This is a genomic window from Methylopila capsulata (assembly GCF_016907975.1).
GTDB classification, from domain to species: Bacteria; Pseudomonadota; Alphaproteobacteria; order Rhizobiales; family Methylopilaceae; genus Methylopila; species Methylopila capsulata.
Genome location: NZ_JAFBCY010000003.1, coordinates 308712 through 322161, shown reverse-complemented (window position 1 = coordinate 322161; position 13450 = coordinate 308712). Strand labels below are relative to the sequence as shown.

Genomic DNA, 13450 nt, shown 5'->3' with positions numbered 1-13450 from the left:
TGCGCGCGTGCAGCCGGGGGCGCTGAACGACGGAGACGGTCCGGGGCGCCGGCCGATCGCGAGCCGCTCGTCGGGCTGGGCGATACGGCTCGCAGGCGGCCTCGCGCGCACCGACGTCACGCCCAACCAGATCTCGGTCGCCTCCGTCCTGTTCGCGGGCGTCGGCTGCGCGCTGATCGCCGTCGGCCATACGCCGCTCGCCTGGCTCGCGGCCGCGGCCTGCGTCCAGCTCAGGCTGGTCTGCAACCTGCTCGACGGCATGGTCGCGGTCGAGGGCGGCAAGAAGTCGGCGGTTGGCGCGATCTACAACGAGTTTCCCGACCGGATCGCCGACACGCTTCTGCTCGTGGCCGTGGGCTACGCCGCGGGCGTCCCCTGGCTCGGCTGGGCGGCGGCGCTGGCTGCGGCGCTCACCGCCTATGTCCGCGTCTTCGGCGGCTCGCTGGGACTGCCGCAGGATTTCTCCGGCGTCATGGCGAAGCAGCGGCGCATGGCGGCGCTGACCGCGGCGCTGGTCGCTCAGAGCGTGGAGTGGACGTTCAGCGACACGCGCTGGTCGCTGTTGGTCGCCGTGGCGCTCATCGCCGCGGGCAGCCTCGTCACATGCGTGACGCGCACCGCCGCCATCGCGACGAAGCTCCGCGCGACATGAGCGCCACCGCTCTCGCCCGCCAGATCCTGATCGTGCTCGTGCGCATCCTCGTCGGCGCGCGCGGCGAATGGGTGGGCTCGACGCCCGAGACCCGCTCGCGGATCTATTTCGCCAACCACACCAGCCACTTCGACACGCTCGCCGTGATCTCGGCGCTGCCGCCGGAGCTGCGTCGGCGGACGCGGCCGGTGGCGGCGCGCGACTACTGGGGCGGCTCGGCGCTCAAGCGCTTCGTCGCCGAGAAGTGCCTGCGCGCCGTGCTGATCGACCGCGACGGACGCGGCGAGGGCGACCCGCTGGCGCCGGTGGACGAGGCGCTCGCCCGGCGCGAGTCGGTGCTGATCTTCCCCGAGGGCACGCGCGGCGCCGGCGAGGAGGTCGCGGCCTTCAAGAGCGGGCTGCATCGCCTGGCCGAGCGGCATCCGGAGGCCGAACTGATCCCCGTGCATCTCGACAATCTCGCCCGCGTCATGCCGAAGGGCTCGTTCCTGATCGTGCCGCTCACCTGCACCGCCCGCTTCGGCGCGCCGCTGAACGCCGTGCCGGGCGAGCCCAAGGCGGAGTTTCTCGCCCGCGCCCGCGCGGCGGTCGAAAATCTCGCGCCGCGCCGCAAGGGAGCGTCCGCGTGAGTGCGGCCTTCGGCTGGGTGCTCGTCGGCGTGATCGCGATCCTCGCGGCCGCCACCATCGTCGGCGGCGCGCTGGAGCGGCGCGCGACGACGCCGGAGGGCCGCGCCACCATCCAGAACCTCAACGCCCGCACCCGCTCGTGGTGGGTGATGGCGATCGTCTTCGGCGGCGCGCTGGCGCTCGGGCCTGCGGCGACCACGCTGCTGTTCGCCGGCCTGTCCTTCATGGCGCTGCGGGAGTTCTGGTCGCTCGCGCCCTCGCGCGCCGGCGACCACCGGGCGCTGTTCCTGTCGTTCTTCGTGGCGTTGCCGATCCACTACCTGCTGCTCGGCACGGGCTGGTACGGCTTCTTCGCCGTGTTCATCCCGGTCTACGCCTTCCTGATCCTACCGGCGATCTCGACGCTCGCCGGCGACGTCACCGACTTCCTCGCGCGCCAGGCCAAGGTGCAGTGGGGGCTGATGCTCACCGTCTACATGCTCAGCCACGCCCCGGCGCTGATGATGCTCGACACCGGGACCGACCCGGCGATGCTGGTGCTCTACCTCGTCGTGGTGACGCAGCTCTCCGACGTCGCGCAGTACGTCTTCGGCAAGATGATCGGCCGCACGCGATTCTCGCCCAACGTCAGCCCGTCGAAGACGGTCGAGGGCCTGCTCGGCGGCTGGGCGACGGCGGTCTTGATCGGCGTCGCGCTCCACGGGCTCACCCCATTCTCGCCGCTGCAGGCCGCGGGGATGAGCCTCGTCATCGTCGTCGCGGGCTTCTTCGGCGGCTTCGTGCTGTCGGCCGTGAAGCGGGACCTCGGCGCCAAGGACTGGGGCTACGTCATCGCCGGCCATGGCGGTGTGCTGGACCGGGTGGACTCGATCATCTTCGCCGCGCCGATGTTCTTCCACCTCACGCGCTACTGGTTCACGCCGTAGCGCCCGCGGCGGTTCAACGTCGGCCGGACTGACGCTCCGCCCGCCCCGGACGCGTCTCCCTGCCCATCATCTGTGCAAGGTCGTTTTTGTCGCAGCCGGTGCGGGGGGAGGCCATGGTGCGGTTAACCCCCGACTAACCCGCACGATCACCTCATTCGCCTCGGTGATTGTACTTAGTCGGGGACCTTGACGTGATGGCTACGCAGGCTGGGGAATCCTTGGGGGCCGTAGTGGACCAGGCCGCGGAAAGCCTGAAGGAGGCGGCCCGCTCCAACATCGCGGCGATCCAGAACATCACCCGGCGGATGCGGCTGCTGGCGCTGAACGCCCAGATCGAGGCGGCCCACGCCGGCCAGACCGGATTCGCGGTGGTCGCGGAGGAGGTGAAGGCGGTCGCGGGGGAGATCGAAGCGCGTGCGGCGAGCCTCGGCGGCGACGTGGGCGCCCGCGTCGACGATCTCCGCGACGCGGTCGCAGGTCTCGCCTCCGCCGCGCGGGGCGACCGCTTCGTCGACCTCGCTCTGAACGCGGTGGAGATCATCGATCGCAATCTCTACGAGCGCACATGCGACGTGCGCTGGTGGGCCACCGACAGCGCGGTGGTGGACTGCGCCGCGACGCCGCGCCCGGAGACCGTCGCGCACGCCGAGCGCCGGCTCGGCGTGATCCTGTCGGCTTACACGGTCTACCTGGATCTCTGGCTCTGCGACCTGAACGGTCGGGTGATCGCCAACGGTCGGCCGCAGCGCTTCGCCGCCCGCGGCGTCGACTCGAGCCGGGCGAGGTGGTTCGCCAAGGCGAAGAGCCTCGCCTCGGGCGACGATTTCGCGGTCGCCGAGATCGACCGCTGCGCGGAGCTCGGGGGCGCACAGGTCGCGACCTATGTCGCCTCGGTGCGCGAAGCCGGCGCGGCGCATGGCAGGCCGCTCGGCTTCCTCGCCGTCCATTTCGATTGGGAGCCGCAAGCGCGCTCCGTCGTGGAAGGCGTGCGGCTCACCGCCGACGAGGCGGCGCAGAGCCGCGTGCTGCTGCTCGACGCCGACCATCGCGTGATCGCCGGCACCCGCGGCGCCGCTCTCGGAGAGGCGGTTCCGCTCGCGACGGGCGGGCGCGACTCCGGCCTCTACGCGGACGCCTCCGGGCGTCTGATCGCCTTCCACAAGACGCCGGGCTACGAAACCTACCGCGGCATGGGGTGGTTCGGCGTCATCGAATACGCCCCGGGCTCCGCGCGCGCGCTGGCCCCCGCGCTGTCCCGCCCAGAACGGGCATGGGGCTCGTCGTCGTCGGCCACGGCCTGAAACGACGGCGCCGCCGGACGGCGCGCAGGGTTAACCGGAGGTTAACCTGAAGCCGCATCGCGCGTGATTTCCGCGTCCAGTTCCGTCCGCCGCGGCAGCGGGGGGATCGCGCCGTAGCCGCGGGTCGACAGCGCAGCCGACACGTTGGCGCGTCGCGCCGCCGCGAACGGGTCGCGCCCCTCGAGGTAGCTCGTCAGGAAGGCGCCGTCGAAGGCGTCGCCGGCGCCGGTCGCGTCCACCGCCCGCACCGGGTGCGCTGCGATCCGCTCCCGCCGCTCCGGCGTCGCGACCAGGCAGCCATGGGCGCCGAGCGTCAGCGCCACCACCTTGGGGCCGAGCGCGAGGACGGCGTCGCAGATCGCGTCCGGATCCTCGACGCCGAACAGCAGGGCCGCGTCGTCGAGACCCGGCAGCGCGACGTCCGTCAGCGTCAGCGCCTCTCGGATCGTCGCGCGCGCTCGGGCGAGCGGCCAGAGCTTCAGCCTGAGGTTGGTGTCGTAGGACACGACGACGCCCGCGTCGCGCGCCTTGGCCAGCGCCGCGAACACGCCGTCGGCGGCGGTGGTCGAGATCGCCTGGCTGATGCCGGAGGCGTGCAGGATACGGGTCGCGGCGATCGCCTCCGCCAGGATCCGGTCCGGCCCGACGAGGCTCGCGGCGGAGCCTGCGCGGCGGTAGCTGAAGCGGTGGCCGTCGGGACCGTGCGTCACGAAATAGATGCCGGTCGGCGCGTCGCGATCGACGCTCATATGGGCGCGGTCCACGCCCTCCGCGTCCCAAAGCGCGGTCAGCGCCTCGCCGAAGGCGTCGTCGCCGATCGCGCCGAGGACGCCGGAACGCGCGCCGAGCCGGGCGGCGGCGATCGCGACGTTCGAGACGTCGCCCCCGCAGCCGAGGGTGAAGCGGCCGGCCTCGGTTTCGTTCAGTTCCGCCAGGGGTTCGCCGAGGCAGAGGATGTCGAGAGCGGGCATGCGCGGACCTCGGGTCGAGGCGATCAGGGCCCGCCGTCATAGCAAGCGAAGGGCGGTGCGCGCCATCCGTTGCCGATCCGCCCGCGCGCGCCGTATGGTCCGGCCCCCGGCGGCCACGGAGCGTGAGGCGGATGCAGACCTTCTACGTGCAGATCAAATGCGAGCTCGGCCGCACCTACGAGACGGCGGAGCATCTGGCCGACCTCGAGCTGCACTCCGAGATCTATTCGACGGCGGGCGACTACGACCTGATCGTAAAGTACCACGTCGACGACGGCGTCGACGTGGGCCACTTCGTCGGCGCCCACGTGCAGACCGCGCCGGGCGTGCGCGACACCCACACGCTGATCACGTTCAAGGCGTTTTGAGCCGCGGCTGACACCGGCGGCGACGCGCGTCGTGGTCTGGGCAGAGCGGTGTCGGCTTGTTCCGACGCAGTGAACCACGCCGTCATTCCGGCCGAAGCGCCGGAATCCATCACCCCTTCGGCTCAGTGTCTGCGCAAGCGGCGGGCTTATGGGCCCCGGGACAAGCCCGAGGCGACCGCGGAGCCCGAGGACCCGCGCGGCCTCCCGCCTCACTCCGCGACCGCCCGCGCGCCCTCGCCGCGGCCCAGCTCCAGCGTCACGAGCCGCACGCCGACGTCGTCGGGGTCGACCTTCACCGCGAAGCCGAGCGCGCGGCACATCGACAGCATGGTCGAGTTCTCGGCCAGCACCTGACCGGTGATCCGCCGCAGCCGCTCGGTCTCGGCGAGGCGGATCAGCGTCCGCATTAGCCGCCAGCCGAGGCCGCGGCCCTTGAGGTCGGAGCGCAGCAGGATGGCGTATTCGCCCTCGACGCCGTCGGCGTCGGCGTGGATCTGGGCGAGGCCGAGGATGCGCTGCCGCTGGTCGATCGCGAGCAGCACCATGGTCCGCGCGTAGTCGATCTGCGTCAGGCGGGCGATGAAGGGCCGCGGCACCTCCTTCACCGGCGTGAAGAAGCGCTGGCGGAGGTCGTCCGGCGCCACCGCGCGGAAGAAGGCTGCGACCTGGGGCTCGTCTTCCGGCCGCACGGGGCGCACCAGCACCTCGGAGCCGTCGGCGAGGGTGAGGCCGGTCTCGAACTCCTTGGGGTAGGGGCGGATGGCGAGGCGCAGGTTCGCCGGCCCCGCGCGCCGGTTGCGCGGCGCGAGGCGGACGCGGATGCGGGCGTCGAGCGCGACCGCGCCCTGCGGCGTCACCATCAGCGGGTTGACGTCGAGCTCGGCGATCTCCGGCATGTCGGCGGCGAGCTGCGCGAGCTTCACCAGCGTCTGCGCCACGGCGTCGACGTTCGCGGCGGGCGCGCCGTCGTAGCCGGCGAGCACTGTCCCGACCCGGGTGCGGCCGATGAGCTCGCGCGCGAGCCCATGGTGCAGCGGGGGCAGGGCGAGCGCGACGTCGCGGACGATCTCCACCGCGCCGCCGCCCGCGCCGAAGGCCACCACCGGGCCGAAGGTCGGGTCGTCGAACAGGCCGGCGAAGGTCTCGACGCCGTCGTCGGGCCGCACGTGCGGCTGCACCAGAAGCCCCTCGATGCGGGCCTGCGGCGCGCGCGCGGCGACGCGGGCGAGCATGGCCCGAGCGGCCTCCTCGACCGCCTCCGCGGTGTCGAGCGCGAGCCTCACGCCGCCCACGGCCGACTTGTGCGAGAGGTCCGGCGAGACGATCTTGATCACCGCCGCGCTTCCCGCGCGGATGAAGCCGCGCGCCACCTCGGCCGCAGCCTCGGGCGTGTCCACCACCGCGTGCGGCAGCACGGGGATCTCGTAGGCCCGCAGCACCTCCGCGACGTCGGTCGGCGACAGCCACTCCCGCGCCGTGTTCAGCGCGTCGTCCATGGCGGCGCGGGCGCGGGCCGGGTCCGGCGTGAAGCTCTCGGGCGCGGAGGGCGGGGTCTCCACCAGCGCCGCCTGCGCCTCCACATGCCGCACGAGGTGCATCAGGCCCGCGAGCGCGCTTTCCGGCGTGCGGAAGAACGGCGCGTGCGCCGCCTCCAGAATCCGTCGCGGCGCGGTCTCCGAGCCCATGAAGGCCGCGAACACCGGCTTCGGCGGATAGGTGCGGCCCCGCGCGCGGCCTGAGGCCGCGGCGATGGCGTGGGCGCAGGGTGCGGCCTCCGACAGCATGGTCGGCGCGTGGATGGCGAGCACCGCGTCGACACCCTTGTCCGCAAGCGCCGCCGTCACCGCGGCCTCGTAGCGCTCGGGCGTGGCGTCGCCGGCGATGTCGATCGGGTTGGCGCGCGACCAGTCGCAGGGCAGCGCCGCGTCGAGCGCGTCGATGGTCGCGTCGGACAGCTCCGCCGGGCGGCCGCCGAGGTCGATCAGCCGGTCGACCGCCAGCACGCCGAGGCCGCCGCCGTTGGTGACGATCGCGATCCTCTTGCCCGACGTCGGCGCCACATGGGCGAGGGTTTCGATCGCGGCGAAGAGGTCGGCGAGGTCCGCCACGCGCAGAAGGCCTGCCCGGCGGAAGGCGGCGTCGTAGACCGCGTCGGAGGTCGCGAGCGCCCCGCTGTGGGTGGCGGCCGCTCGGGCGCCGGCCGCGTGACGGCCGCCCTTGATCACGACCACGGGCTTGGCGCGGGCGGCGGCGCGGGCGGCCGAGAGGAAGCGCGGCGCGTCGGACACCGCGTTCAGGTACATCACGATCGCCCGCGTGCGGCGGTCGATCGCGAAATGGTCGAGCAGGTCGTCGACGTCGACGTCGGCCATGTCGCCGAACGATACGATCCCCGAGAAGCCGATCTCACGGGCGGTGGCCCACTCGATGGTGGACGAGACGAAGCCGCCGGACTGCGAGAGCAGCGCGAGGTCGCCGGCGAGCGCCTGCGGCGCGAAACTGGCGTTGAGCTTCACATGCGGGCTGAGCACGCCGAGACACCCCGGCCCGATCAACCGCATGCCGTGCTTGCGCGACGCCTGCTCGGCCTGGTCCCTGAGCGAGCCCGGCCCGCGGCCGAGGCCCTTGGTGATGACGGCGGCCGCCCGCGCGCCGGCCGCGCCCGCCGCGTCGATCACGCCCGCGATCGTGTGCGGCGGCGTGGTGACGACGATCAGGTCCGGCGGTTCGGGCAGGCTCGCGAAATCGGGAGAGGCGGGGACGCCGTCGAGGTCGGGGTAGTCCGGATTGACCAGCCGGAGCGGGCCTTTGAAGCCGCCGTTCCGCAGGTTCTGCAGCACCGCCCGCCCGACGCTGCCCGGCCGCGGACTGCCGCCGACGAGCACGACGGAGCGGGGGGCGAACACGGCGTCGAGGTTGCGGGTCGACATCTTACGTTTCTATCTTGTTGATAGACGGGATCAGGAGGGCGCGCGGGATGGCTTGGACAGTGCTTTTCTGCGACCCGTTCATGAAGGAATTCGCGGCTTTCGACATTGCGGTCCGCGACGAACTGCTGGCGACCGTCGCTGTGCTCCGTGAGTTCGGCCCCAACCTGAAACGGCCGATCGCCGACGCCTTAAGCGGCTCGAAGCACGCCAACATGAAAGAGCTTCGGTTCGCTGTCGACCGCCAGGTCTGGCGCGTCGCGTTCGCCTTCGACCCCGCGCGGCAGGCTGTGATACTCTGTGGAGGCGTAAAGTCCGGCGTCGGCCAGCGCCGCTTCTACGCCGCGCTCATCGCCCTCGCGGATCGTCGTTTCGACGCCCATCTCAAAGCGATGCGGGAGAAGCAATGATGGCGACCTCTTTCGAAGACATTCTCGCTGAATTGCCAGCCGATCGTCAGGAGCGCATTTTGCGGCGGTCGCGATCGCTCATGGACGACACCAGTGTCCTTGAGGCCACGTTGGCGATGGAAGAAGACGCCGAGCGGGCGGCCCTCGCTGGGCCGTTGTCGTTCGTGATCCAAAAGGACAGCAGCGGCGCCTTTCGGTTCCAGCTTCGGGCGCCGAACGGCGAGGTGTTGTACGCATCCGTGACATTCGCGCATAAGGCGGCCGCGCTTGACGCCTTGACCACCTTCAAGCGCAGCGTCGGCGCCGCGGACCTCCGCCTGGACGTCGAATGGGCCGGCGCCTGATATCCAGCTTTCAAGGCTGAGTCTGCGACGGCGGATCGCTCGCCGGGAAACTCTCGTCCAGCGCCTCGTCGAGTTCGGCGTCTTCTTCAGCCGGCGTGTGCTTCGGCTCGTGGACCCGCTTCGACATCGCGGGGGCGGGCGTCTCCGCCGCCGGCGTCGGCGCGCCGCCCTCCGGGGCCTCGGGATCGAGCGCGAGCGTGTCGCCGACGCGCGGCTCCGCGGGCGTCGAGCCCGCGGGGACGGTCTCCGCGTCGAGCTTGGCCTCGTCGGCCACGTGGGCCGGGTCGACCAGAACGATGTGCAGCCGCCGCGGCCCGTGCGCCCCCATGAGCAGGATCTGCTCGATGTCGGCGGAGCGCGAGGGGCCTGTGATCCAGTTGACGGTGCGCGGCATGACGCCCGCGCCGTAGCGCTGCCGCACCTGTCCCCAGACGTCCTCGTAGGTCGCGGCCACGTCGGCGGCGTCGAGCAGCACGATGTGGTTGTCCGGCAGGAAGTTCAGCGTGGTCGGATTGTCGGGGCCCGACGCCAGGATCAGCGTGCCGGTCTCGGCGACGCCTGCGAAGGCGGCGCTGACGCCGGCGGCGTCGTCGCCGAAGGAGCGGCCCTCGGTCACCGTGAGCGTGGTCTCGGCCCACGGCAGGTCGGCGAGGCGAGGATCCGCGCCGCGCCGGACCTCGGGCGCGAGGTTGTGGGCGCGCAGGAAGGCTGCGATCGCGGCGGGCGCCTCGGCGCTCGAGGAGACCGTCGAAACGGTTGCGGCCGAAGCCTCCGCCATCTCCACGAACAGCCGGACGCGCTCGGCCGGCGACTTCGACGTCGCGCGCGCGGGCAGCACGCCGGAGGGATGCGTCTTCAGCCGATCGGCGACCGCGAACCGCCGCGGGGCCTCCTGACCGGTGACGCCGAGCGAGCGGCGGATGGTGCCCAGCACCTGATCGCGGGCGCTCAAGGTCGGGGTCTCGGTCATGCGCGCTTGTCCTGCTGCGCCTTCCAGCGGGCCTGGAAGGTCTTGCCCTCCGGCGCGGGGAAGTCGCGGTAGGCGGTCCAGCCGCCGGCCAGCGGCAGCTTGGCGAAGCGGCCCTTGTTGCGGCCGAGCAGCGACAGCGTCGTCATCGCCGCGCGGGTCGCCAGCCGGTAGAGCGCCGGCCGACGCGCGAAGAAGCCCCAGGCTTTCAGGCCGTAGCGCACCGGGGCGGGGGAGAGGTTCCGCTCGAACTCGCGCTCACGCCAGTGCCGCATCAGCTTCGGCAGCGGGATGCGGACCGGGCACACGCTCTCGCAGCGGCCGCAGAAGGTGGAGGCGTTGGGGAGGTGGCCGGCCTTGTCCACGCCGATCAGCGACGGCGACAGCACGGCGCCCATCGGGCCGGGGTAGACCCAGCCATACGCGTGGCCGCCGACCGCATGGTAGACCGGGCAGTGGTTCATGCAGGCGCCGCAGCGGATGCAGCGGAGCATGTCCTGGAACTCGCCGCCGAGCATGGACGAGCGGCCGTTGTCGAGCAGCACCACGTGGTACTCGCCCGGCCCGTCAACGTCGTCCGGGCGGCGCGGGCCGGTGGAGAAGGTGGTGTAGACCGACATCTCCTGGCCCGTGGCGGAGCGCGCCAGCACCCGAAGCATCTGGGACACGTCGTCCAGCGTCGGCACCAGCTTTTCGAGCGAGGCCAGCACGATGTGGACCTTCGGCAGGGTCTGCGTCAGGTCGCCGTTGCCCTCGTTGGTGACGATGATGGAGGTGCCGGTCTCCGCCACCAGGAAGTTCGCGCCGGTGATGCCGACGTCGGCCGCGAGGAAGCGCTTGCGCAGCACGCCGCGGGCCTCGGCCAGCAGCGATTCCGGCGCCTGGAGGTCGCGGTCGTCCGGCAGGTCGGTGTGGACGCGGCGGAAATCGGCCTCGACCTGGTCGCGGTTGAGGTGGACGGCGGGCGCGATGATGTGGCTCGGCGTCTCGCCGCGCAGCTGGATGATGTACTCGCCGAGATCGGTCTCGACCGCGGCCATCCCCGCCGCCTCGATGTGGGTGTTGAGGTCGATCTCCTCGGAGATCATCGACTTGCCCTTGGTCACGACCTTCGCGCCGACCCGGCGGCAGATGTCGAGCACGATCTTCGAGGCGTCCGCGGCGGTGGGCGCGAAGTGCACGTGGCCGCCGGCCGCGGTGACCTTCGCCTCGTAGGCCTCGAGGTAGAGGTCGAGGTGGGCGAGCGTGTGGTTCTTGATGTCGCGCGCCGAATCCCGAAGCGCCTCGAACTCCGGCAGCTTGTCGGCGACCTTCTTGCGCTTGCCGATGAAGCCCTTCTCGACGTTCGTCAGCGCGCGCTGCAGCGCCTCGTCGGAGAGCGCTTCGTGGGCGTTGGCCTTGAAGGCGGGGGAGGTGACGTGGAGGGTCATCGGATCACACCTTCTCCGCCGGCTCGCCGATCGCCGGCTCGTCCGTCATCCCCGCGAGCACCTCGGCGACGTGCCGCGCCTTCACCTCGCGGCCCTGGCGCTGCAGTTTGCCGGCCATGTTCATGAGGCAGCCGAGGTCGCCCGCGAGCAGGGTTCCGGCCTCGGAAGCCCAGACGTTCTCGGCCTTCTTGGCGACGATCGCGTCGGAGATCTCGCCGTACTTCACCGCGAAGGTGCCGCCGAAGCCGCAGCACACGTCGGGATCGCGCATCTCGGAGATGGACAGGCCGTCGACGCTCTCCAGCAGCTTCCGCGGCTGGGTCTTCACGCCGAGCTCGCGCAGGCCGGAGCAGCTGTCGTGGTAGGTGACGGAGCCGTCGAACCGCGCCTCGACCGAGGTCACGCCGCGCACGTCCACCAGAAACGAGACCAGCTCGTGGACCTTCGCGGAGAACGCCGCGGCGCGGCGGGCGAGGTCGGGCTCGCCCTCGAACAGCTCGGGAACGTGCTTCTTCAGCATGCCGGCGCAGGAGCCGGACGGCGCGACGACGTAGTCGACGCCCTGGAACGCGTCCATGACCTGAAGCGCGATCGCCCGCGAGGTCGCCCGGTCGCCGGAGTTGAAGGCCGGCTGGCCGCAGCAGGTCTGCGACGGCACGACCACCTCGCAGCCGGCGTCCTCGATCAGCTTCGCCGCGGCGAAACCGACGGACGGGCGGATGAGATCGACGAGACAGGTCGCGAACAGGCCGACGCGGGGCTTCGTATCAATCATCGTCGCCACTTGAAACGACTCCAGGGACGCGAACAAATGTAAAGCGGACGAACCGGATGGCGACCATGGGCCATCGGCGGCGGCCGGCGCAAGGGCGTCCGACGCGCCTCCGAAAGTCGAACGACCCAATCCGTCGTCTGGGCGCATATGAAAGACAGCGCGTTCCGCCGCCGCAGCGGGACGCGCGAGACCAAAAAGCGGCGAGGGAGACCGAACGTCCATGAGCGGCATCGCATTGCTCGCCCCCGATCCCACGATCCTCGCCCGGCGCGACGCCATCGTCGCGGGGCTGCGGGCGATCGTGCCGGGGGAGGGCGTCATCGTCTCCGAGGACGAGCGCCGCGCTTTTGAGAGCGACGCTCTCACCGCCTACCGCCGCGTGCCCATGGTGGTCGTGCTGCCCTCGACCACCGAGCAGGTGGCCGAGGTGCTGGCCTTCTGCAGCCGCGAGGGCGTGCCGGTGATCCCGCGCGGCGCTGGAACCTCGCTCGCGGGCGGCGCGCTGCCGCAAGAGGACGCGGTGGTGCTCGGCGTCGCCAAGATGTCGAAGGTGCTGGACGTCGATCTCGCGAACCGCACCGTGCGGGTGCAGACCGGCGTCACCAACCTCGGCGTCTCGGCCGCCATCGCCCACGAGGGCTTCTTCTACGCCCCCGACCCCTCCTCGCAGCTCGCCTGCACCATCGCCGGCAACGTCGCGATGAACTCGGGCGGCGCGCACTGCCTGAAGTACGGCGTGACCACCAACAACCTGCTCGGCGTCACCTTCGTCACGCTCAAGGGCGAGATCGTCGAGATCGGCGGCGACGCGCTCGACGCGCCGGGCCTCGACATGCTCGGCCTGATCTGCGGCTCCGAGGGCCAGTTCGGCGTCGTCACCGAGGCGACGCTCCGCATTCTGCCGCTGGCGGAGGGCGCCCGGCCGATCCTGTTCGGCTTCCCGTCGCCCGAGGCCGCCGGCGCCTGCGTCGCGGCGGTGCTCGGCGCCGGCATCGTGCCGGTCGCGATCGAATACATGGACAAGCTCGCGATCGACATCTGCGAGGACTTCGCCAAGGCGGGCTATCCCCGCGACGTCGGCGCCATGCTGATCGTCGAGGTGGAGGGCTCCGCCGCCGAGATCGACGAGCAACTCGCCCGCATCGGCGCGATCGCCGAGGCGCATGGCGCGACCTACGCCCGGCAGGCCAAGACGCTCGCCGAAGCCGCCGCGATCTGGAAGGGCCGCAAGTCCGCCTTCGGCGCCATGGGCCGCGTGTCCGACTACATCTGCATGGACGGCACCATCCCGACCGGCAAGCTGCCCGAGGTGTTGACCCGCATCGGCGAGATCTGCGAGGCGCAGGGGCTCAAGGTCGCGAACATCTTCCACGCCGGCGACGGCAACCTGCACCCGCTGGTGCTCTACGACATGAACGACCCTGTCTCGCTCGCGAAGGCCGAGAGGGCCGGCGAGGACATCCTGCTCGCCTGCGTCGAGGCCGGCGGCTGCCTCACCGGCGAGCACGGCGTCGGCATCGAGAAGCGCGACCTGATGACGGCCCAGTTCACCCGCATCGAGCTGATGCAGCAGATGCGCGTGAAGTCGGTGTTCGACCCGGCCTGGCTGCTGAACCCCGCCAAGGTGTTCCCGCTGGAGAACCGCATCGCGAAGGCCGCGGCGTGAGAGTGAAGGCGGTTTCAGTCCGCGGCGCTCGATCCTGCGCCACCCCCACCCCTAACCCCTCCCCGCAGGGGGGAGGGGGACCGG

At 71.6% G+C, this 13450-nt stretch carries 13 protein-coding genes; 8 read left to right on the top strand and 5 right to left on the bottom strand.

Annotation, left to right across the window (positions count from 1 at the left end):
- The first annotated feature begins 22 nt into the window (after nucleotides 1-22).
- The 4 genes from JOD31_RS12795 to JOD31_RS12780 all read left to right on the top strand — a co-directional run bounded on the left by JOD31_RS12795 (nucleotide 23) and on the right by JOD31_RS12780 (nucleotide 3508).
- The gene (locus tag JOD31_RS12795; RefSeq protein ID WP_210341528.1) at nucleotides 23-652 is read left to right on the top strand and encodes a CDP-alcohol phosphatidyltransferase family protein; all 630 of its coding nucleotides are present in this window, start codon (nucleotides 23-25) and stop codon (nucleotides 650-652) included.
- Nucleotides 649-1281 carry a lysophospholipid acyltransferase family protein gene (locus JOD31_RS12790; RefSeq protein WP_204950733.1) on the top strand — a complete coding sequence of 211 codons (633 nt, stop codon included), beginning with the start codon at nucleotides 649-651 and terminating at the stop codon, nucleotides 1279-1281. The genes JOD31_RS12795 and JOD31_RS12790 overlap by 4 nt, the downstream gene beginning before the upstream one ends.
- A 17-nt stretch (nucleotides 1282-1298) precedes the next feature.
- Complete coding sequence (locus tag JOD31_RS12785) at nucleotides 1299-2207, top strand: phosphatidate cytidylyltransferase (protein ID WP_428980912.1); 909 nt, start codon at nucleotides 1299-1301, stop codon at nucleotides 2205-2207.
- Nucleotides 2208-2401: 194 nt separating this feature from the next.
- On the top strand, nucleotides 2402-3508 hold the full coding sequence (locus JOD31_RS12780) for a methyl-accepting chemotaxis protein (protein WP_246482492.1): 1107 nt from the start codon (nucleotides 2402-2404) through the stop codon (nucleotides 3506-3508).
- 41 nt (nucleotides 3509-3549) lie between these two features.
- On the opposite strand, the gene JOD31_RS12775 is transcribed toward JOD31_RS12780, so the two are convergent.
- Nucleotides 3550-4479, bottom strand: a complete 930-nt coding sequence (locus JOD31_RS12775; RefSeq protein ID WP_204950731.1) for a sugar kinase — start codon at nucleotides 4477-4479, stop codon at nucleotides 3550-3552.
- Between the two features lie 131 nt (nucleotides 4480-4610).
- Between JOD31_RS12775 and JOD31_RS12770 the strand changes: the two genes are divergently transcribed.
- Entirely contained in the window at nucleotides 4611-4847 is a 237-nt protein-coding gene (locus tag JOD31_RS12770; RefSeq protein ID WP_020186136.1) for an Lrp/AsnC ligand binding domain-containing protein, read from the top strand.
- 209 nt (nucleotides 4848-5056) lie between these two features.
- On the opposite strand, the gene JOD31_RS12765 is transcribed toward JOD31_RS12770, so the two are convergent.
- Nucleotides 5057-7777: a bifunctional acetate--CoA ligase family protein/GNAT family N-acetyltransferase gene (locus JOD31_RS12765; protein ID WP_204950730.1), complete on the bottom strand. Its 2721-nt coding sequence runs from the start codon at nucleotides 7775-7777 to the stop codon at nucleotides 5057-5059.
- 17 nt (nucleotides 7778-7794) lie between these two features.
- Here JOD31_RS12765 and JOD31_RS12760 point away from each other — a divergent pair, with 17 nt between their 5' ends.
- Nucleotides 7795-8184: a type II toxin-antitoxin system RelE/ParE family toxin gene (locus JOD31_RS12760; protein ID WP_246482491.1), complete on the top strand. Its 390-nt coding sequence runs from the start codon at nucleotides 7795-7797 to the stop codon at nucleotides 8182-8184.
- Complete coding sequence (locus JOD31_RS12755) at nucleotides 8184-8528, top strand: YegP family protein (RefSeq protein ID WP_204950729.1); 345 nt, start codon at nucleotides 8184-8186, stop codon at nucleotides 8526-8528. Before JOD31_RS12760 ends, JOD31_RS12755 begins: the two co-directional genes overlap by 1 nt.
- 10 nt (nucleotides 8529-8538) lie before the next feature.
- Here JOD31_RS12755 and JOD31_RS12750 read toward each other — a convergent pair whose 3' ends face one another.
- From JOD31_RS12750 to JOD31_RS12740, 3 genes are read right to left on the bottom strand one after another with little or no spacing between them, the layout of a single operon-like run.
- Complete coding sequence (locus JOD31_RS12750; RefSeq protein ID WP_204950728.1) at nucleotides 8539-9498, bottom strand: LutC/YkgG family protein; 960 nt, start codon at nucleotides 9496-9498, stop codon at nucleotides 8539-8541.
- The gene (locus JOD31_RS12745) at nucleotides 9495-10925 is read right to left on the bottom strand and encodes a LutB/LldF family L-lactate oxidation iron-sulfur protein (RefSeq protein WP_204950727.1); all 1431 of its coding nucleotides are present in this window, start codon (nucleotides 10923-10925) and stop codon (nucleotides 9495-9497) included. Before JOD31_RS12745 ends, JOD31_RS12750 begins: the two co-directional genes overlap by 4 nt.
- Before the next feature lie 4 nt (nucleotides 10926-10929).
- A complete protein-coding gene (locus JOD31_RS12740) occupies nucleotides 10930-11700 on the bottom strand; it encodes a (Fe-S)-binding protein (RefSeq protein WP_204950726.1) in 771 nt (256 codons plus the stop codon).
- A gap of 220 nt (nucleotides 11701-11920) precedes the next feature.
- Here JOD31_RS12740 and JOD31_RS12735 point away from each other — a divergent pair, with 220 nt between their 5' ends.
- On the top strand, nucleotides 11921-13366 hold the full coding sequence (locus JOD31_RS12735) for an FAD-linked oxidase C-terminal domain-containing protein (RefSeq protein ID WP_204950725.1): 1446 nt from the start codon (nucleotides 11921-11923) through the stop codon (nucleotides 13364-13366).
- The last annotated feature ends 84 nt before the right edge of the window (nucleotides 13367-13450 follow it).